The following is a 19352-nucleotide window of genomic DNA, read 5'->3' on the forward strand; positions in this document are numbered from 1 at the left end:
CAATTAAGAATGTAGAATGAAAAATGTAGAATGAAGGTTGTCTAAACTTAATACATTTATCATTTTATCAATGGATTAGGGTTTAAGAATTCAGTTTTTCATTGTTTTTGTGGCGTAATAAATCACGTTTGGTTTTCTTTTCGAGATTTTTGCGGAGAGCTTCCGTGAGGTCGATACCCGTCTGATTAGCCAAACAAATCAATACAAAAAGCACATCGGCCATTTCGTCGCCCAAATCTTTGTTTTTATCCGATTCCTTTTCTGACTGTTCGCCGTAGCGGCGTGCCATGATTCGAGCCACTTCGCCCACTTCTTCCATGAGCATTGCCGTATTGGTCAATTCATTAAAATATCTTACGCCAATCGTCGTAATCCACTCATCAACAATCTTTTGTGCTTCTTCTATGGTCATTTATTTTTATGTTAGATTCGGGATACGAGATTGGAGACACAAGAAAAAATATTGAAATCAAAGTCTCAAATCTAAAATCTCGCATCTAAAATCTCGTATCTTCTATGCAAAGCTAATCAAAAAAACGATTCTTGAAATACTTAATTCGATTCAACGTTAGTAGAAAAGAATCAAAACTTATAACTTTGCTCAACCACTGGCGACGCTTCGCTTAGGGGTATTCGTTTTTACACAAATTTTATTATGAATTTACTGAAATACACTTGTTATTTATCTGTTTTTGCTATTTCTACGGCTTTTGTTGGTTGTAAGCAATCGGCCAGTTCGGAAGAAACTTCTACCTCAACCGAAACCGTGAAACTCGCTACTGCACCCTCATTCAACGCTGACACCGCTTATAATTATATAGCAAAACAAGTAAAATTTGGACCGAGAATTCCAAATTCGGCGGCTCACGTAAAATGTGGCGATTGGATGGCCAGCGAACTAAAAAAACTTGGTTGTGAGGTAATTGAACAAAAATTCAAGCCAGTAACTTACGATGGAAAAGTACTAAATGCCCGAAATATTATCGGTACGTACAATCCACAAGCTACCAAACGTATCATTTTGGCTTCGCACTGGGATACTCGACCGTTTTCGGACGATGATTCGACGGCTAAAGATAAGCCCTTCGACTCGGCCAACGATGGCCCAAGTGGTGTGGCCGTTATTTTCGAGATTTTACGCACGATTCAAAATTCAGCACAAAAACCAAGCATTGGCATTGATGTTGTGTTATTTGATGTAGAAGATTGGGGGCCGCCAAATAGTTATACAAAAGAAGTGACGATTCCAAACGGTGGTTGGTTGATGGGTTCGGAATATTGGTCGAGAAATTTACATAAACCAAACTACTCGGCCTATTTCGGAATTTTGTTGGATATGGTCGGAGCAAAAGGAGCAACTTTCACGAAAGATAACGCTTCCATGCAATACGCTCCTGCTGTGATGAACAGCGTTTGGAGCATTGCGAGTCAATTGGGTTATAGCCAGTATTTCTTGAATCAAGATTTTGGAAATATCACCGACGACCACGTACCTGTAAACGTAAATGCAAAAATACCGATGATTGATATTTGTGATTTACGCCCAACAACAGGCAACACTTTTGGTGATTATCACCACACCCAAAAAGACAACTTGAGTATCATTGATAAAGGCACTTTAAAGGCTGTTGGACAGACAGTTTTGCAAGTTTTATACGAAGAAAGTAAGGTGCAATAAAAAAAAGATTGTCTTGACAACTATTTTTGCATTTTTCCTTGACACTGTGGTATATTATTTGTTACTTCGCAAGTAGAAATAACTAATAAAGTCTCTATTATAGATTTTCGGATACAAAATTCTTGCGGTAGAGTAAATCAAATTGCCATTCATTCAAATTTTTTGTTATGACAGAAACACTTAACTTAGACGTGACGCTGGTTGCTGAGAGCCGAATTCATCAACTTGACCCTAATAATATTGCTTTTGGGACAATATTTACTGACCACATGTTGGTCGCAGATTGTATCAACGGAGAATGGCAAACCCCAAAGATTTTGCCTTACGGAGATATTAGTTATAATCCAGCGTTGGCATCACTTCACTACGGACAAACAATTTTTGAAGGAATGAAAGCTTTCAAAAACGAAAAAGATGAAGTATTGATGTTCCGTCCGCTTGAAAATTTCAAGCGTTTTAATATTTCGGCCGAACGTATGTGCATGGCACAAGTTCCTGAAGAAATTTTCATCGGAGGCTTGGAAGAATTATTGAAAATTGATGCCGCTTGGGTGCCAAAAGGCGAAGACAACTCGCTTTATTTGCGTCCGTTCATGTTTGCGAGTGATGTTTATTTGGGCGTTCGTCCATCACAAAACTATCGCTTCATGATTATCATGAGTCCAGCAGGAAAATATTATTCAACTCCACCAAAAGTGAAAGTTGAAACTGAGTTTATCCGTGCTGCTCCTGGTGGTGTAGGTTCAGCAAAATGTGGTGGTAATTATGGTGCATCGTTATATCCTGCAAAACTCGCACAAGAGCAGGGCTATACACAATTATTGTGGACAGATGCTATCGAACATAAATATTTTGAAGAATCGGGTACGATGAACGTAATGTTTGTGAAAGATGGCAAACTCATAACCCCAAACACAAGCTCTACAATTTTGAAGGGTATCACTCGTGATACATTGCTCCAATTAGCCAAATCAATGGGCATCGAAGTAGAAGAAAGAAAGGTTTCAGTAGAAGAAATTATTTCAGGAATCGAAAGCGGAAGCGTAACCGAAGTATTTGGTGCAGGAACTGCTGTAGTAGTTTCTCCATTTGCCGCAATCGGTTTTGAAGGTAAAGATTATGTATTACCAGCAATCACTGACGATTCGATGTCAACTCGCTTGAAAAACGCTTTGAATGATATTCGTACTGGTAAAGTAGAAGATACATTTGGTTGGGTGTGGAATATTCATGCTTAACCCTCGACTGCTTCGGCAGTCCGATTCGCTCGGGTAACAACAAAAACGCCACTATGATTTTTCGTAGTGGCGTTTTTGTTGTGAAATATATTTCATAATTTCTAAAAACTTGATAAATTCGTATAAAAAATCAAATAAATGCTTGTATTCGACGAAATATTGCAGTCACCTAATCTTCGTGAAATCATTGACGAACTCGAAGCTGCTTGGGCTGACGAACAGAAACGTCGTCATGAGTTTTGGGCTAATATTGACGAAAATATTAAAGCTGAGTTTATTATGGGCGAAATTATTTATCATTCGCCTATTTATGGAAGACATTGGATGGCTTCGTCTAACTTAACAAGAAGGTTACTGCCTTTTGTCTATGACCAAGATTTAGGAAAAGTTGCTTACGAAAAAGTAATGGTTAGGCTCACAAGAAATGATTATGAGCCTGATATTTGTTTTTGGAAAAAAGAACGCACACTTGATTTTGAGAAAAAACAATCGGCTTTTCCACCTCCTGACTTTATCATTGAAATTTTATCTGACAGCACCAAAGAACGTGATTATGGTATTAAAATGACTGATTACGCACTTCATGGTGTGCAAGAATATTGGATTGTTGACACCGATGCTCAGACTGTTGAACAATATCTACTGGAAAACCATACTTACAAATTGGCCCAAAAACTGAAAGAGGGCATTTTACAATCAGAAGTAATAGTAGGCTTCGGCATGAATGTAAAAGAAATTTTTGAGTAAAAATTGTTTACTTCAACAACCCCATTCCAATCATGGCTACCTCTTCGGCTGAGTTTGAAAGTACTACTACGCCAATTTGGCGTTCTTTATCGAAGCCCACAAAAGTTCTGAACCCTCCCGTGCCGCCTGAGTGCTGATAAATTGTATTTCCTTTTCGTTTGGTAATATGCCAGCCTAATCCAACGATATTTTGTTCATTCTCGAAAGTTATTTTATGGCTTAAATCAATGGCTTCTTGAAGTTGTTTTGGTGCTTTGTTCATGTTTGCCTCCACATATTTTGCCATGTCGTTTGTTGTGGAGCGAATGCCACCTGCACCCGCCAACATATTTAAGTCCCACGTTGAGGCGGCTTTGCCTTTTTCGTCGTAGCCTTGTGCAAAATTATTTTTGTCAGTAGCATCTAAGCTGATTTTTGTATTTTTCAGTTTCAACGGTTTGCAGATTTTTTGCAACAATAATTCTTCGTAAGAAACTTGATTTTGTTGAGCTACGATTGTGCCGAGCAAACCCACCGCAAAATTTGAATACTCGTAATTTACACCAACTTCTCTGAATGGCTTAAAGGTTTTCAGATAGCTAAACATTCTTCCTGCATCATAATTTTGATATGGATTATTGGCATCATCGCCTTTTTTATAAAGATTCATCGGCAAACGAGGAAATCCCGATGAATGATTCGATAGAGTTTTGAGCGTAATCGGGACATCCTTAAATTCCATTTTTCTGATAGAATCTGGTAAGTATTTATTGATAGGGTCGTCGAGCGACATTTTGCCTTTTACCACTTCGTCGGCGAGCAAAATACCTGTAAAAGTTTTACTGATTGAACCAATTTCAAAAAATGTTTTATCGGCATTGGGTAGTTGTTTGTCGTCTTTTTTAATTTCACCGTAGCTGTAAGTAGTAGTTTTTCCATCTTTTATGAAGGCTACACAAATGCCTGCCGTGTGTTGCATTTGAATATACGGCCTTACCAAGCTATCAACTCGTAAATCGAGCGGCGTTTTCATTGGATTGTTACTGGCAACTTGATAATCTTTTTTCGGTACTTCACCTTTGTAAGGCTGAAAGAGTAGTGTCGAAATTTTATCGTTTTTATCTAATCCGATAAAGAAATTTTGATTTCCTTTTTCAAAAATAGTTTTAAAGTATGCTACTCCATTGGTGGTTTTCTGAAATTCCGAAGTATTCCACTTTCCGAACTGATTATAAAGCATTGATGATACCTGTACGATTTGAGCTTCGGAAACTTGCTTCTGAAAACTTTCGTTCGTTAGAGCATATAAAGCTTTACCGTTTTTTTCATTGAAAGTTAGTTCAACTAATTTTCGCACCGAATCTATTCTGGCCGAAACTGCTTGCGAAAAGCTTGTATATGAGCTTATTAGTAGTAAAAGCGTGAGTAAAGTTCTCATAATATATGGTTTGTTTAATGGTTAAATTTGGGCAAGAATCTCTAAACATAAGCGGCAATTTTGACAGATGGTAAAATAAAATAATTTGGTGGTCGAAAAATTAAAAATCATAAACTAAAACCAAATACAACTTTAATAAGTTGATATTCAAAGTCTTTCGATTTTATGCCTTACTTGGCTGCATAATTTACTTGGTAGTTTTGCTAAGTTTGGCGTTATTTGTTTTTCAATCCGTGTATCTGATTTTCGGCGAACAGGATGTTCGCACCACAAAAAGCATGTCATTAGAAGTTTTTCTGAAAGCAATTCAAACCGAAATTGCCAGTACAAAATACGGCGAAAGTCCCGTTGAACTCTACGAACCCATCGAATACTTGATGTCGCTCGGTGGAAAAAAAATGCGTCCATTACTCACCGTGATGGCCACTAATATTTTTGTTGATGATTGGCAAAAAGCCGTAAAACCAGCCCTTGGCGTTGAGGTTTTTCATAATTTTACGCTCATGCACGATGATATTATGGACGCCGCTCCACTTCGTAGAGGAAAGCCAACTGTACACGAAAAATGGGATGCTAACGTGGCGATTCTTTCGGGTGATGTGATGCTCGTATGTGCGTATGAGTTAATGACAGCCGTTGATGATAAAGTTTTTAAGCACGTAATCAGAAGATTTAATCGCACAGCGGCCGAAGTTTGTGAAGGGCAGCAATGGGATATGAATTTTGCCACTCGAAATGATGTTACAGAAGAGGAATACATTAATATGATTCGCCTAAAAACATCCGTTTTGTTGGGTTTTGCCTTAGAATTAGGCGGTTTGATTGCCGAAGCGGGTGAAGAAGCGACGCAATTACTATATGATTTCGGAACAAACATCGGTATTGGCTTTCAGCTAAAAGATGATATTTTGGATGTCTATGGCGACCCTGAGAAATTTGGTAAACAAGTAGGTGGCGATATTATCGAAAATAAGAAAACATGGCTTTTGCTAAAAGCCCTCGAAATTGGCAAAGGAACTGCCCAAGAAACGGAGCTACAAGCATGGATTGATGCCAAAGAATTTGATAAAGACGAAAAAGTAAAAGCCGTAAGAGCTATTTATGACGCCTTGAATATCAGACAATTGGCCGAGCAAAAGATGAATGCGTTTTTTGATAAAGGCTTAGCTGATTTAGAAAAACTCAATGCTTCGGCCGAAAGAAAGCAGCCGCTGATTGAGCTTACCAAACAATTAATAGAAAGAGAATCGTAGGTGCTATTGCACAATTAAGAATGTAGAATGAAAAATTAAGAATGATTTCAAGTGTTTTCTTCACATTCTCAAATATAAATTAACCACATGGAACAACTGACCGCAAATTTATTAATTATCATCGTTACGGTAGGTGTGAGTCTTTATGCCTTAGGTAACCCAACTATGCTCTATAGTTGGATGATGAACCCCAAAGCCATTGACCGTAACCGTGAATATCACCGTTTTGTAACTTCGGGTTTTGTTCATGCCGATTTTATGCACTTGTTTTTCAATATGTTTACCTTATATAGTTTTGGTGATTTTATTGAGCAGGTTTTCATCCAAAAGTTTGATAATGACCCTCGTCTTGGTTCGGTAGCTTATGTAATCTTTTATGTAGTTGCAATTGTAGTATCTGACTTATCGACATTTTTTAAGCATCGTAAAGACGGAAACTATAATTCACTCGGAGCATCAGGAGCGGTTTCTGCCGTAATTTTTGGGGCGATTTTATTCATTCCTACGGCAAAACTGGCGGTGTTTTTTATTCCGATGCCTGCGTTTATTTTTGCTATTCTGTATTTGGCTTTTACCTACTACGAAATGCAGCGGGGCAATGGCTACATCAACCATTCGGCTCACTGGTGGGGAGCGATTTTTGGCGTGGTTGTGATGATTGCAATGTACCCAGAAGTGGTGCCGAGTTTTATTAATCAAATTGCAAATTGGCGACCGTTTTGACTAGTGATTAGTTATTTTTTACTCGTAATTAGCTTTGCAAGACACTTACAGACAGTGTTTTACTCAATCTTACCATCTTGTAAATCTTTCAAATCGTGCTAAAAATCCTTCAACAGCCTTACCCTTTTGGCGAGAAATCAAATTTTCGATTGCTTATTCAAAGCATTGGAGAAGGTACTTTTATTGCCTTATTTTTAATACTTTTTCAACCCTTCGGACTTACCGAATGGCATGACCCCAACAAAAACTGGTATTTGGCTGGTTATGGCCTTGTTACAACTTTGTGCGGAATAATTTTGAGGTTTATTATTTTCAAAACTTTTCCCAAATACCACAACGAATCTTCTTGGAATATTGGTAAAGAGATTTTATCAATTCTATTGCTCATTCTAATGGTTGCTTTTGGCAATGTGCTTTTGAGTAAAATTGCATTTAACCTAAGTATTAGCTTTGGCAGTTTTTTGTGGATGTTGGTAGGTGTCATGATTATTGGTATTTTCCCTGCCACCTTTGGTGTGATGCTCAATTATATTGTTCAGCTTAAAAAATACAACCAACCCATTGTTGTGCAGCATCATAGTGTTTCGGAACCTTCCAACGAATCTGTTTCTGAAAAAACACTGAAATTAATTGCTGAAAATGAAAAAGATTCGATAGAGTTAAGTACCGATTCGCTCTATTTTATTGAATCGTCTGATAATTATTCAACCATATATTACGAAAAGCAAGGCAAACTCCAAAAAGAGCTTCTTCGTAGTAGCCTTACTCGCCTCGAAAGTCAAATACCTTCCGAAAACATCGTGCGTTGCCATCGTTCATTCATTGTCAATCTCGATAAAGTCGAGAAAGTAACGGGCAATGCTCAAGGCTACAAACTTCACCTCGAAGCCCCCGAACTGCTTGTACCCGTTGCTCGGAAATACACAGAAGTTGTTGAGCGTTTAAGATAAATTCACAGAAAAACTTTACGATTATCCCACACTTTTGTCATTCTCCCCTTCGTTTTGTCAAACTTCCCAAAGGTTTGATAATTAGCCCTTTCATTTGTTTTCAAAGTAGTATTTGCTCTACATTTGTACCATTCAAAAGCACAAATAGTTAAACACAAAACAATAATCAAAATGAAAACGCTTGTAAAAATAATCATCCTAATGGCAATTTTTGCATTTACTTCAACTATCACTTTTGCTCAAAACAAATACAGTGTAACGGTTACGATAAAAGGCATTCAGCAACGAACAGGAAAAATTTTAGCAACGATTTCGAACGATGCTAATAGTTTTCCGCAGAGCGGAGGAATAAAATCGGCTACGGCCGAAGTAACTAAGGAGGGAGAAATTACCCTAAAATTTGAAGGAATGTTGGAAGGCAAATATGCCATTGTTTTATACCAAGATTTAAACGGCGATAACAAACTTGATATGAACGGGCAAATGCCAGCCGAACCGTTTGGTTTTTCAAATGTAACGATGCTGATGGGGCCACCAAACTTCGAGCAATGTGCCTTCGATTTGAATGAAAACAAAGCAATCAATATTTCATTGATGAGTTTTTAATAAAATCTTGACCAACCTTTAGCCCCGAATTCGCATCTTGTCAGAAAGGCCAATTCGGGGCGTTTTTGTGCTTATAATTTTATCCAACCATAAAAATATCTAATGAAAAAAATCCTCCTTCTGCTTTTTTTAAGCCAATTGAGTTTCGGGCAGTCCAAAATCCGAACTTTCTTGAATGAACGAAAAGAAAAAAAACGACAACGCTGGGCAACCGAACATGTTTATCGCATTTCGGGGCTTGCATTGGCTTCGCAAAATTTCCAACAACAAGTTTTTTCGCAAAATCAATTTTCGGGAGTCGGTATCGGTCTTTTCAGTAATAGCCTAATAGACAGACCCAAAAACCAACGGGGTTTTGAAAATTCGCTCAACTTAATTCCTTCCCTACAGTCGGTCAATAGTCTATCATCTTCCTATTCGGCAACTGCCGTTGTGGGTTATTATTTTTTGAAAAAAATCAACCAAAATTTAGCGGTAGGTGGGGCGGCTAATGCCTTAATTGGTGGCCGATTCAATGGAAGTTATGATAATAATGCCATTTCGACCGAAGCCGTCATAGAGTTGGCACCAAAGATGCGTTATGCAAAAGATTTTAAGTTTCTGAAAAAAGATTATTCTTTCAACTATACGCTTTCAGCGGCGGTGGTAGGTTTAGGTTTATGGACGCCGAATTATACCTCAAACTTTACGGATATTGGTCGAGGCTTGCTTTTTCCTAATAAATACAACCATTTGGATAGTCGATTGATGTTGCAATTGCCTGCTCGTAAGCGTTTTACGAATATTCGACCAACGATTGGCTATGGCTGGAATGCCTATATTCTGAATGCAAATGCCGAAGATAAAATCATTAACGCTACGCATTCTATCTACTTAATTGCCAACTTCAAACAACGCAAATAATTATGAAACGATACCTCCCATTTTTATTTATATGCCTGATGTCGTGCGAACAAGCATTTATGAAACCCACGCCCGATACCACACCAAAAGCAGTTTTCGACCAAGTATGGAATTTTGTCAATGAAAAGTTTTCATTTTTTGAATACAAAAACATTGATTGGGATAAATCCTATAAAACATATAGTGCAAAAGTAAACGATTCAATGACCGAAGAAGAACTTTTCAAGGTTTGCTATGATATGTTGTATGAATTGAAAGATGAACATACGAATCTGAAATCGAGGTTTAATGTATCTCATAGTCCCGAAGTTTTTTTAGATTATCCAACTAATTTTTTTGGAGATTTGCTGAACCGAAATTATTTCAAAGGACGCTTACAGCCAATTGATGACGCTTTCTATTTCTACGATTTTGGCGATGTAGTCTATTTCCTTTACCCATCTTTTAGCGATAACATCAGCGACTATGCCCTTGACTATGTGATTGACAAAGCAAAAGATAAAAAAGGAATTATCATTGACGTAAGAGACAACGGTGGCGGAGCAATCGGAAATATTGATATGCTAACCTCACGTTTTATTAATGAAGAAACCTCGATGGGCATCGAACGTCATAAATCGGGTAAAGGCAAAAATGATTTTAAAGAAGAAAAAATAAGTGTTAGCCCGAGTAGTTCAAGCAAAAAATATCTTGGAAAACCCATCGTGATTCTTACGAGCCGAGGGTGTTATAGTGCTACCAATCGTTTTGCGGCTTACATGAAAGGTTTGCCAAACGTAACGCTCGTAGGTGGTGTAACGGGTGGCGGTGGCGGACTGCCAACAGCAACCGAACTAAGCAATGGCTGGATTCTCAGGGTCTCTGGTTCACAATTTATCGACCGCCGAGGCGATAATATCGAAAGTGGCGTTCAGCCCGATATAAAAATTGATATTCTAAAAACTGATATTGATAAAGGAAAAGACACAATTCTCGAAAAAGCATTGAGCTTGATTCGGAAATAACTTCCCATTCGTCCCAAAAGTTTGACAAACCTCCCGTGGGTTTGTCAAACTTCCCAACTGTTTGATAATCAGCCCTTTAATTTGCACACTTTTGAGCCGCCATCTACCTTTGTGTCATTCAAATAACACAAAAAAATAATAAGTAAAATGGAAACGCTCATCTATAAATCTTCAATCGCAGTTCATGTTTTGTGTGGTATTTTATCCTTGATAGCTGGTTTGGTAGCCATGATTGCCAACAAAGGCGGAAAAGCACATAACCGTGCTGGTGTAGTATTCTACTGGTCGATGTTCTTGATTTTCGTTACGACCACTATCTTTTTTATTCTATATCCAACCAATCTAAAATATCAGTTTTTCTTAGGAATTGGTATCGTAAGTTTTTATCCAAATTGGTCAGGCAAAAGAATGTTGGCCATGAAAAAAGGCTTTAATCCAACTTTGGTAGATAAAATCGGTGCGTGGTTGATTGGCTTTTCGGGTGCGTGTATGTTGGCTTATGGAACATTTTTGACCTTAAATCCTTCTAAAGAATTTGGTGGTTTGAATATTCTGTTCTTCATCTTCGGAACAGTAAGTTTATCAAATGCTTACGGAGATTTAAAGTTCTATTTAGGTTATGTAAAAGCCGAAAAAATGCACTGGTTTTTTGCCCACGCTGGCAAAATGATGGGAGCATACACGGCAGCAATCACAGCTTTTTGTGTAAATATCGTACCAAGATTTTTGCCTGAAAATACCCCAAGTTTTGTATTCCTTCTTACTTGGACAGCCCCAGGTATTATACTCGGAATTCTTTCTGCTCGCATTATCAAAAAATATAAAATAAAATTCAAAATCGCTGAAAAACCAAGCCTTTCCGCTAAAATCAAACAACTTTTTTCTAAAAAACAATTAGCATAATTTTTTGTGGTAACCGTGGCACGCTGTGTGTGTAACAGCTAAAGTTTCGTTCGTTGATTCCGCAAAAATCAGATTGTCCACCAACATAATCCATCGTAATTTTGAAGAAAGATTCAAGAAGAGTAGAGCAAAATTCTATTTTGCTTAATCATAGAAAAGTCTAAATCAAAAAAATAAGATGGAAATAGCTGATAACCAAGAATATATAGATTACAATCGCATAGAAAAAGCGATTCTATTCATTGAAGAAAACTTCCAAAACCAACCAAGTGTAAAAGAAATTGCCGACCATGTAGCACTTTCGGAGTTTCATTTTAATCGTCTTTTCTCGAAATGGGCTGGCACAAGTCCACAGCGTTTTATGCGATTCTTAACCAAAGAATTTGCCAAAGAAAAACTCGCCGAAAGTAGTAATTTATTGGAAGCAACCTTCGAGTCAGGTTTGTCAAGTTCGAGCCGATTACATGATTTATTTGTGAGTTACGAAGCCATGACTCCCGCCGAATTTAAAGCAAAAGGGCAGGGATTAACAGTTCATTACGGAATCCATGAAACACCTTTTGGCGAATGCCTAATTGCCATCACTGACCGAGGAATTACCGATTTTAGATTTCTCGAAGAGTCGTCTAAAGATTTGACAATAAAAGAATTACAACAAGATTTTGAAAAAGCTAAACTCATTTTTGATAATAACTTCACGAAGCCATTTATCGAACAAATTTTCCATGAAACCACCAACACAAGCGAACCGCTCACGCTTTTGTTGCGAGGCACAAATTTTCAGATAAAAGTCTGGGAAGCCCTCTTGAAAATTCCATTTGGACAAATGGTTAGCTACGAAACCATTGCCAACGCCATCGGCAAACCCACTGCCCAACGAGCCGTCGGAACGGCCATCGGAAGCAATCGACTGGGCTATATTATCCCGTGCCACCGAGTGCTGCAAAAAGTAGGAGGAATTGGCGGCTACCGCTGGGGAACAACTCGTAAAAAAGCAATTTTAGGCTGGGAAATGGCAAAGGTGTAGCACGATTTTCTAAATTGTGCTTTTATTCATTGCCGTCTGCTTTAGCTGACGGGTACTGTGAAGAAAACAATATAGGCTTTAGCCTAAACTTTTAATTTGGACTAAAGTCAATTGTTTTAATTTTCTTGCATCCGTCAGCTAAAGCAGACGGCAATGAATTATATCTTTTATTTCGCATCATGAAAAATAATTCCAAGATTAATTCTTTTACCGCTCCTTACTTCACTAACCCCATGCCGAATTGAAGTTCGGTAATAGCCACGACTGCCCAGCGTTGGTCGAAAATTGGTTGTGAAAATCACGGCATCGCCTTTATTTGGCTGTAAAACTATTCCCTTCGATTGCATTCTTGGGCGATTTTCAAGCATCATAAATTCACCACCCGTATAATCAACAGTTGGCTGAGTCAAGAAAATAACCATCTGAAAAGGAAAATAGATTTCACCGTATAAATCTTGGTGAAGAGCGTTCCAATCTCCAGTTTCGTATTTCAAAATCAAAGGAGTTGGGCGATTTTGCCCATTTTCGTGACACAATGTTAATAACTCACTCAATTGACTTGGAAAAGTTTTGTCAATACCCAATTTTATCATCCAATCGTTGGCAATGTGTGCTAAATGTGGATAAATCTCGTGGCGGGCTTCTTCTATAATAGTAGGTAGCGGATACTTAAAATATTTGTATTCACCACTGCCAAACTGATAGCGTTTCATGTTGATTACACTTCTGAAATACTCAGATTCATCATAAGTTGTGGCCAGTGTATCACAAATTTCTTCCGAAAATAGTTGTGGTAAAACCGCATATCCATTTTCGTTGAGATTCGCAGTTAGTTTTTGAAAATCAACGTTTTTGAGCATATTTCTTTTAGTTTTATACAAAAAAACTGCCTTTTTTCACGCTGTTCAAACCGAATCTTGCTTTGTTTCTTGAGAGCAAATAAAAAAATAATTGTGTTCATCTTGCAAATCTTTTTAATCGTGCTACATTTGCGTAATCAATTACGTAACTAATTACCTAATGCAAGATGTTTTTTCAAAACTGGGGCCGCTCATCATTGCCAGCCGAATGAAACGGATGAGCGATTATATCATGCGAGCGGGGGCCGAATTTTATCGGAGTAATGGAGTGGAGTTTGAGCCTAAGTGGTTTCCGCTGTATTATTTGCTTTCGCAAGAAAAGGAACTTGGTATTATGGATATTGCCCAAAAACTCAATATTTCGCATCCTGCGGTTATCCAATTGGCCAAAGAATTAGAAAAAGAAGGTTGGATAACTTCTACAAAATCTAAGGAAGATGCCCGCAAAAGATTATTAAAACTAAGCAAGAAAGGGCTTAGTATGTTGCCGCAGCTACAATTAATTTGGGACGATATTCGAGAAGTAAACCGCCAAGTTGTAGAATCTCAATCGACGAATATTTTAGATGCTTTAGGAGAAATGGAGGCATTTTTTGCTTCAAAATCTTATACCGAACGTATGAAAGAGTTTCAAGAATCGAAGAAAAAGTAGAATAGTCCACAGTCAATGGTCAACAGACCACAGAAATAAAGAATAGTATCTTCTAAATAAATAAACGATGAAAATTTCAATTCAAACATATTCAAGTATTTACCAAAAGCAAGTTGAAAAATTAGTTTTGGGCATTCAAAACGATGAATTTGGCTTAGGATTAACCGCCCAAGACCAACCAGATTTGCCAAATATTGCCGAGTTTTACAAAAATGGTAGATTTTGGGTAGCACTCGATGAAAATGACCAATTGATGGGGACAATTGGTATCGAGCCGCTTACTGATGGACAAGCTTCGCTACGAAAAATGTTTTTGGATAAAACCATGCGTGGAAATAAAGATGAAAATTTAGCCCAACGACTTTTTGAAACCTTGCTTCAATATGCCAAAGAAAAAGGCTATCAAGAATTATGGCTCGATACGCCACCGCCAGCAAAAGCAGCTCACCGATTTTATGAGCGAAATGGTTTTGAACTAATGCCTGTTGAAAGTACGCCTTCAACCTACAAGCACCCAGCCATTGAGGGTTTGAAAATTTACCGACTGACAATAAATTAAAGGTTTTCGTAGGAACGTCCAAACTGGATGCTCCTGCGGGTGAAAAAATAATCAAAAACTGACCTATGAATAATAACACATTAGATTTTAGTCAAGAAGAATTTAGTCAAATTTTGGAGAGAGCCTCTTCGATGATTCTGGAAAAATATGCCAATCTCGATGCTATCAAGGGCTTCAATGTAAACTCACAAGAAGAAGTGGAAAGTTGGTTCGATGAACCTTTGCCACGAAGCGGAAAAGATAGTTTTGAATTACTTGATGAAGTAAAAACCAAGGTTTTTGATAGTGCAACAGGCAATTTGGGCATGAATATGTACGCCTACGTGATGTCGGGCGGAAACCAAATTTCTACTGTGGCCGAATTATTACTTTCTACCGTCAATCAGAATAATACAAAATGGCATTTAGCACCAGCCATGACCGAAATCGAAAAACGTGTCATTAAATGGGCGGCTGAAATGATTGATTATACACCAAATGCTGGTGGAGCGATGGTGAGTGGTGGTTCAGAAGCAAATTTGGCTGGTTTGACGGTTGCCCGAAATATCTTTTTCAAGAAATTTGATATTAAACGTAACGGGCTTTTTGGCATGAAACCGTTTATGGTTTACTGCTCAAATGAAACCCATAATTGTACTGACAAGAGTTTATCATTGCTCGGAATCGGCACAAATCAGCTTCGTAGAATTGGTACAAATATTGATTTAACGATTAATACTGAGGCACTTGAAAAGCAAATCGAAGCCGATATTGCGAGCGGTTTTATGCCTTTTTGTGTAGTAGGAAACGCAGGAACTGTCAATACTGGTGCAATTGACGACTTAACGGCATTGGCCGATATTGCAAAAAAATACGAAATGTGGTTTCACGTTGATGGTGCTTATGGTGGTTTGGCTTCGGCTTTGTCTTCAATCAAACATAAATATGCAGGTTTGGAGCGTGCCGATTCGATTGCTCTTGATTTTCATAAATGGCTCTATCAGCCTTTTGAAATCGGTTGTGTTTTGGTGCAAGACTGGGGCAAAATGCGAGAAACATATTATAAAGAAGCCGATTATTTGGCCACTGAATTGCAAACTAATGCAAATGCTCGCTTGGAATTTAATGAGCATTATTTCCAGCTTTCTCGTAATGCCAAAGCATTTAAAGCATGGATGTCGGTGAAGGCGTATGGTTTCGACCGCATCAGAGAAATGATTCAGAAAGATATTGATTTGACCAATTATTTGATAAAACTCGTGGAAGAATCGACTGATTTTGAATTAAAATCGAAGGCCGATTTGGCGGTGGCGTGTTTTAGATACAAAGGTAACTTGACTGATAATGAAGCGATTAGTGAGTTAAATCAGAAATTGATTCCTGCTCTCGAATCTGACGGACGAGTCTTTATTACCAGCACAAAACTAAATGGTGAGTTTGTGCTTCGGGCGTGTATCATCAATCATAGAAAAACTAAAACTTCGATTGAATATTTGTTGGATACGATTCGAGATGTGGCTTCTAAATTATAATTTATCATGCAAAAAATTGAAATTATCGAACTTGACCCACAAAATGAAGCTCAAAAGTTGGCTTTTAAACAAATCAATTATGATTGGATTGAGAAATATTTCAAAGTAGAAAAAGGCGATTTGGCTTCGCTCGAAGACCCCGAAAAGTATTTTTTGGCTACGGGTGGAGCGGTACTTTTGGCTCGTAGGGGAGAAGAATATCTCGGAACTTCTGCCCTAAAACCAATCGGTAATGATGCGTATGAACTTTGTAAAATGGGAGTAAGTGAAGCGGCCCGTGGCTTAGGAATTGGTGGATTAATTGGTGAGGCGGCTATCAAAAAAGCAAAAGAAATGGGGGCTAAAAGAGTTTATCTCGAAACAAATTCAAGCCTTACACCCGCACTTACACTCTATGCAAAACTGGGTTTTGTGCGTATTGAGAACTTTACGTCGCCCTACGAGCGTGCCGATGTGGCGATGGAAATTTGGCTATAATTGTACCACAATTTTCTAAATTGTGCTTATTGGTAATGTTATAGACGAACAATTTAGAAAATTGTTCTACAACACAAATTGTCAGAGTACAGAAAAACTCGTAACTTTAAGGCTTTAAAAACAAAGATTCTAAGAAAATGAGAAAAAAAATCGCCGCTGGTAACTGGAAAATGAACAAAACTTTTGAAGAAGGACAAATCTTGCTTTCGGAAGTAGTGAATATGGTAAAAGACGAAGTTGTAAACCCAAATGTACAAGTTGTGCTTTGTGTGCCTTCTCCTTATTTAAGCACTTTCGGAAAAATGATTGATACTGATAAAGTTTCATTGGGAGCTCAAAACTGTTATCCGAAGGCTTCGGGTGCATATACAGGTGAAGTTTCGATTCCGATGTTGAAATCAGTAGGCGTTGGTCACGTAATTATTGGTCACAGCGAACGCCGTCAGTATTTCAACGAATCTGATGCGTTTTTGGCAGAAAAAGTTGACGCAACCTTGGAAGGTGGACTTACGCCAATCTTCTGTTGTGGCGAAACTTTGGAGCAACGCAACGAAGGCATTCACTTCGATTTCGTTTGTGGACAGCTTACTAACAGCCTTTTTCACCTTTCGGCCGAAGATTTGAAGAAAACCGTGATTGCTTATGAGCCAATTTGGGCAATTGGTACGGGCGTAACTGCTTCAAACGACCAAGCACAAGAAATGCACAAGGTTTTGAGAGACCATTTGGCATCAAAATACGGCCAAGAAGTGGCTGACGAAGTTTCTATTCTTTATGGTGGAAGCGTAAATGGAGCAAATGCTCAAGAGCTTTTCGCTTGTCCAGATGTTGATGGCGGCTTAGTGGGTGGAGCTTCGTTGAAATCAAGAGAGTTTACGAATATAGCGAAGTCATTTTAATCGGATATAGATTTATAAATGTAAAACCTCACAGAATGAAATTCTGTGAGGTTTTTTTATACTTTAACCTTCAATCAAATATCCACAAAATTGATCAGTTTTTTGTTTCTTTTGAGTGATTCTACCTTCTATTTAGTTTTGTCTTAAAAATCTTTGATTTAATAATATACGCATCATAATTTCATCTTGAATTTCTTTTTAAAAAGAAGACTACAGAGCCAAATACGAGTTTCTTCATCCTTTTTATCTTACTATTATTTCTACTAAAACTTCTTTTTGAAATCTATAAGTTGCTGATAATTAGCTGTTTGTTGGTTTGTTTGAATCTTTTCTGTCTCAAAATTAAATCCTTTTAATCTATTACGTCGTATATAAAAACCGTAACACAAACTTAAAACTTAAAGAAATATGTATCCAAAGAAATTTAAAATGTTTTTCGGGGCATCGGTACTCGCTTGCGGGATGATGGTATCTTCATGTGAAAAAGATTCTATGACAACTACCCCAAAACCAGATGTAACTTTTTTTGCTCTTACTGACGGTAAGCAATTGCTAAAAATAAATGCCATGAACTCAGAAATGGCAACAGCAACAACGCCAATTACAGGCTTAATGACAAATGATGCTCTTACGGCTATTGATTTCCGCCCAGCTACTGGTGAATTGTACGGTGTGAGTATGATGAATCGTTTATATGTAATTAATCAGGAAACTGGTGCGGCAAGAGTTATCGGTGCGGCGGCACTTAGCCCAGCAATTAGTGGTTCGGCAGTTGCTTTAGATTTTAATCCAACCGTTGACCGAATCAGATTAGTAACCAACACTGGTCAAAACCTACGTTTACACCCAGAAACAGGTGCAGTAGCTGCTACTGATGGTGTAATCAATGGCGGAATGAGTCCAAGTATTGAGTCAGTAGCTTATACAAACAATGTGGCTGGGGCTTCGACAACAACTTTGTATGATATTGATTCTAAATCTGATAAACTTTACAAGCAAGACCCACCAAACAACGGAACTTTGGTAGAAGTAGGTGCTTTAGGTGTAGATATTACGGCTTCGGCAGGTTTTGATATAAATTCAGCAGGTGATGTAGCTCTTACAGCCGTGCAAGTAGGTGGTAAATGGGAACTTCATCAAGTAGATATAGTGACAGGAAAGTTGACAAAACTGGGTAATCTTCCTGCGGGCAATATCAATGGTTTGGCAATTCCGACATCACCAGTGGCTTTTGCGGTTGACGAAAGTAATAATTTATTGGCATTCAATTTTATGAGTGTTGGTACACCAGTAAGTAAGCCAATTACAGGTTTACAGACAGGCGAAACAGTTGTAGGAATTGATTTTCGTCCAGTAAATGGTCAGCTTTATGCTTTGGGTAGTTCAAGCCGTATTTATGTATTGAATACATCATCAGGAGCGGCTACGGCAGTTGGTACTTTGCCTTTCACTACTTTATTGGTTGGAACTTCGTTTGGTTTTGATTTTAACCCAACCGTTGACCGTATTCGTTGCATTGGCAATTTAGGCTTAAATTTACGTTTGCACCCTGAAACTGGTTTGGTAGCTGCCGTTGACGGAATTCTGAACCCAGGTACGCCAACTGTAACTGCATCGGCTTATACGAATAATTTTGCAGGAGCAACTACCACCGTTTTATATAACATTGATAGTGCGACTGATAAACTCTACAAGCAAGACCCACCAAATAATGGTACACAAGTAGAGGTTGGTTCATTAGGAATTAATGTAGAAAATGCCAGTGGATTTGATATTGGTAGTAGAAGCGGAATGGCTTACGCTGCCTTGAAAGTTGGTTCAAGTTCTTCAATATACACAATAAATCTTACTACAGGAGCAGCAACAAAAGTAGCTGATTTACCGACTTCTGTTAGAGCGTTTGCTATCGGAACTGGATTTTAAATAACAGTTTCGGAGACAGATA

General features: G+C 38.1%; 20 protein-coding genes. 17 read left to right on the forward strand and 3 right to left on the reverse strand.

The window, feature by feature from the left end; genetic code table 11:
- Positions 1-82: 82 nt before the first annotated feature.
- Positions 83-412, reverse strand: a complete 330-nt coding sequence (locus tag ABR854_RS15570; protein WP_350266338.1) for a nucleotide pyrophosphohydrolase — start codon at positions 410-412, stop codon at positions 83-85.
- 243 nt (positions 413-655) lie between these two features.
- Between ABR854_RS15570 and ABR854_RS15575 the strand changes: the two genes are divergently transcribed.
- The 3 genes from ABR854_RS15575 to ABR854_RS15585 all read left to right on the forward strand — a co-directional run bounded on the left by ABR854_RS15575 (position 656) and on the right by ABR854_RS15585 (position 3663).
- Positions 656-1678, forward strand: coding sequence for a M28 family peptidase (locus ABR854_RS15575; RefSeq protein ID WP_350266339.1), 1023 nt, complete (start codon positions 656-658; stop codon positions 1676-1678).
- 167 nt (positions 1679-1845) lie between these two features.
- Complete coding sequence (locus ABR854_RS15580) at positions 1846-2916, forward strand: branched-chain amino acid aminotransferase (protein WP_350266340.1); 1071 nt, start codon at positions 1846-1848, stop codon at positions 2914-2916.
- Positions 2917-3054: 138 nt separating this feature from the next.
- Positions 3055-3663 (forward strand): Uma2 family endonuclease, encoded by a 609-nt coding sequence (locus tag ABR854_RS15585; RefSeq protein ID WP_350266341.1) that lies wholly within the window; start codon positions 3055-3057, stop codon positions 3661-3663.
- A gap of 7 nt (positions 3664-3670) precedes the next feature.
- Here ABR854_RS15585 and ABR854_RS15590 read toward each other — a convergent pair whose 3' ends face one another.
- Complete coding sequence (locus ABR854_RS15590; RefSeq protein ID WP_350266342.1) at positions 3671-5080, reverse strand: serine hydrolase; 1410 nt, start codon at positions 5078-5080, stop codon at positions 3671-3673.
- 278 nt (positions 5081-5358) lie between these two features.
- Between ABR854_RS15590 and ABR854_RS15595 the strand changes: the two genes are divergently transcribed.
- The 8 genes from ABR854_RS15595 to ABR854_RS15630 all read left to right on the forward strand — a co-directional run bounded on the left by ABR854_RS15595 (position 5359) and on the right by ABR854_RS15630 (position 12449).
- Positions 5359-6333, forward strand: coding sequence for a polyprenyl synthetase family protein (locus ABR854_RS15595; protein WP_350266343.1), 975 nt, complete (start codon positions 5359-5361; stop codon positions 6331-6333).
- Positions 6334-6420: 87 nt separating this feature from the next.
- On the forward strand, positions 6421-7056 hold the full coding sequence (locus ABR854_RS15600; RefSeq protein ID WP_350266344.1) for a rhomboid family intramembrane serine protease: 636 nt from the start codon (positions 6421-6423) through the stop codon (positions 7054-7056).
- Between the two features lie 95 nt (positions 7057-7151).
- On the forward strand, positions 7152-8006 hold the full coding sequence (locus ABR854_RS15605; protein WP_350266345.1) for a LytR/AlgR family response regulator transcription factor: 855 nt from the start codon (positions 7152-7154) through the stop codon (positions 8004-8006).
- A gap of 171 nt (positions 8007-8177) precedes the next feature.
- Positions 8178-8612 (forward strand): DUF2141 domain-containing protein, encoded by a 435-nt coding sequence (locus ABR854_RS15610; RefSeq protein ID WP_350266346.1) that lies wholly within the window; start codon positions 8178-8180, stop codon positions 8610-8612.
- Positions 8613-8714: 102 nt separating this feature from the next.
- The gene (locus tag ABR854_RS15615; protein WP_350266347.1) at positions 8715-9515 is read left to right on the forward strand and encodes a hypothetical protein; all 801 of its coding nucleotides are present in this window, start codon (positions 8715-8717) and stop codon (positions 9513-9515) included.
- Between the two features lie 2 nt (positions 9516-9517).
- Positions 9518-10519 (forward strand): S41 family peptidase, encoded by a 1002-nt coding sequence (locus tag ABR854_RS15620; protein WP_350266348.1) that lies wholly within the window; start codon positions 9518-9520, stop codon positions 10517-10519.
- Positions 10520-10666: 147 nt separating this feature from the next.
- A complete protein-coding gene (locus tag ABR854_RS15625; protein ID WP_350266349.1) occupies positions 10667-11422 on the forward strand; it encodes a hypothetical protein in 756 nt (251 codons plus the stop codon).
- Between the two features lie 178 nt (positions 11423-11600).
- Positions 11601-12449, forward strand: a complete 849-nt coding sequence (locus tag ABR854_RS15630) for a bifunctional helix-turn-helix domain-containing protein/methylated-DNA--[protein]-cysteine S-methyltransferase (RefSeq protein ID WP_350266350.1) — start codon at positions 11601-11603, stop codon at positions 12447-12449.
- A 167-nt stretch (positions 12450-12616) separates the two neighbouring features.
- Here ABR854_RS15630 and ABR854_RS15635 read toward each other — a convergent pair whose 3' ends face one another.
- Complete coding sequence (locus ABR854_RS15635; protein ID WP_350266351.1) at positions 12617-13309, reverse strand: 2OG-Fe(II) oxygenase; 693 nt, start codon at positions 13307-13309, stop codon at positions 12617-12619.
- 160 nt (positions 13310-13469) lie between these two features.
- Between ABR854_RS15635 and ABR854_RS15640 the strand changes: the two genes are divergently transcribed.
- The 6 genes from ABR854_RS15640 to ABR854_RS15665 all read left to right on the forward strand — a co-directional run bounded on the left by ABR854_RS15640 (position 13470) and on the right by ABR854_RS15665 (position 19330).
- Positions 13470-13961 (forward strand): MarR family winged helix-turn-helix transcriptional regulator, encoded by a 492-nt coding sequence (locus ABR854_RS15640; RefSeq protein WP_350266352.1) that lies wholly within the window; start codon positions 13470-13472, stop codon positions 13959-13961.
- A 67-nt stretch (positions 13962-14028) separates the two neighbouring features.
- Positions 14029-14520, forward strand: coding sequence for a GNAT family N-acetyltransferase (locus tag ABR854_RS15645; protein ID WP_350266353.1), 492 nt, complete (start codon positions 14029-14031; stop codon positions 14518-14520).
- A 65-nt stretch (positions 14521-14585) separates the two neighbouring features.
- Entirely contained in the window at positions 14586-16031 is a 1446-nt protein-coding gene (locus ABR854_RS15650; RefSeq protein ID WP_350266354.1) for a pyridoxal phosphate-dependent decarboxylase family protein, read from the forward strand.
- 6 nt (positions 16032-16037) lie between these two features.
- Positions 16038-16508, forward strand: coding sequence for a GNAT family N-acetyltransferase (locus ABR854_RS15655; protein ID WP_350266355.1), 471 nt, complete (start codon positions 16038-16040; stop codon positions 16506-16508).
- A 137-nt stretch (positions 16509-16645) separates the two neighbouring features.
- Entirely contained in the window at positions 16646-17407 is a 762-nt protein-coding gene (tpiA, locus tag ABR854_RS15660; protein WP_350266356.1) for a triose-phosphate isomerase, read from the forward strand.
- A 408-nt stretch (positions 17408-17815) separates the two neighbouring features.
- The gene (locus ABR854_RS15665) at positions 17816-19330 is read left to right on the forward strand and encodes a DUF4394 domain-containing protein (protein WP_350266357.1); all 1515 of its coding nucleotides are present in this window, start codon (positions 17816-17818) and stop codon (positions 19328-19330) included.
- Positions 19331-19352: the final 22 nt, after the last annotated feature.

This window comes from Emticicia sp. W12TSBA100-4 (genome assembly GCF_040253585.1).
GTDB lineage: Bacteria > Bacteroidota > Bacteroidia > Cytophagales > Spirosomataceae > Emticicia.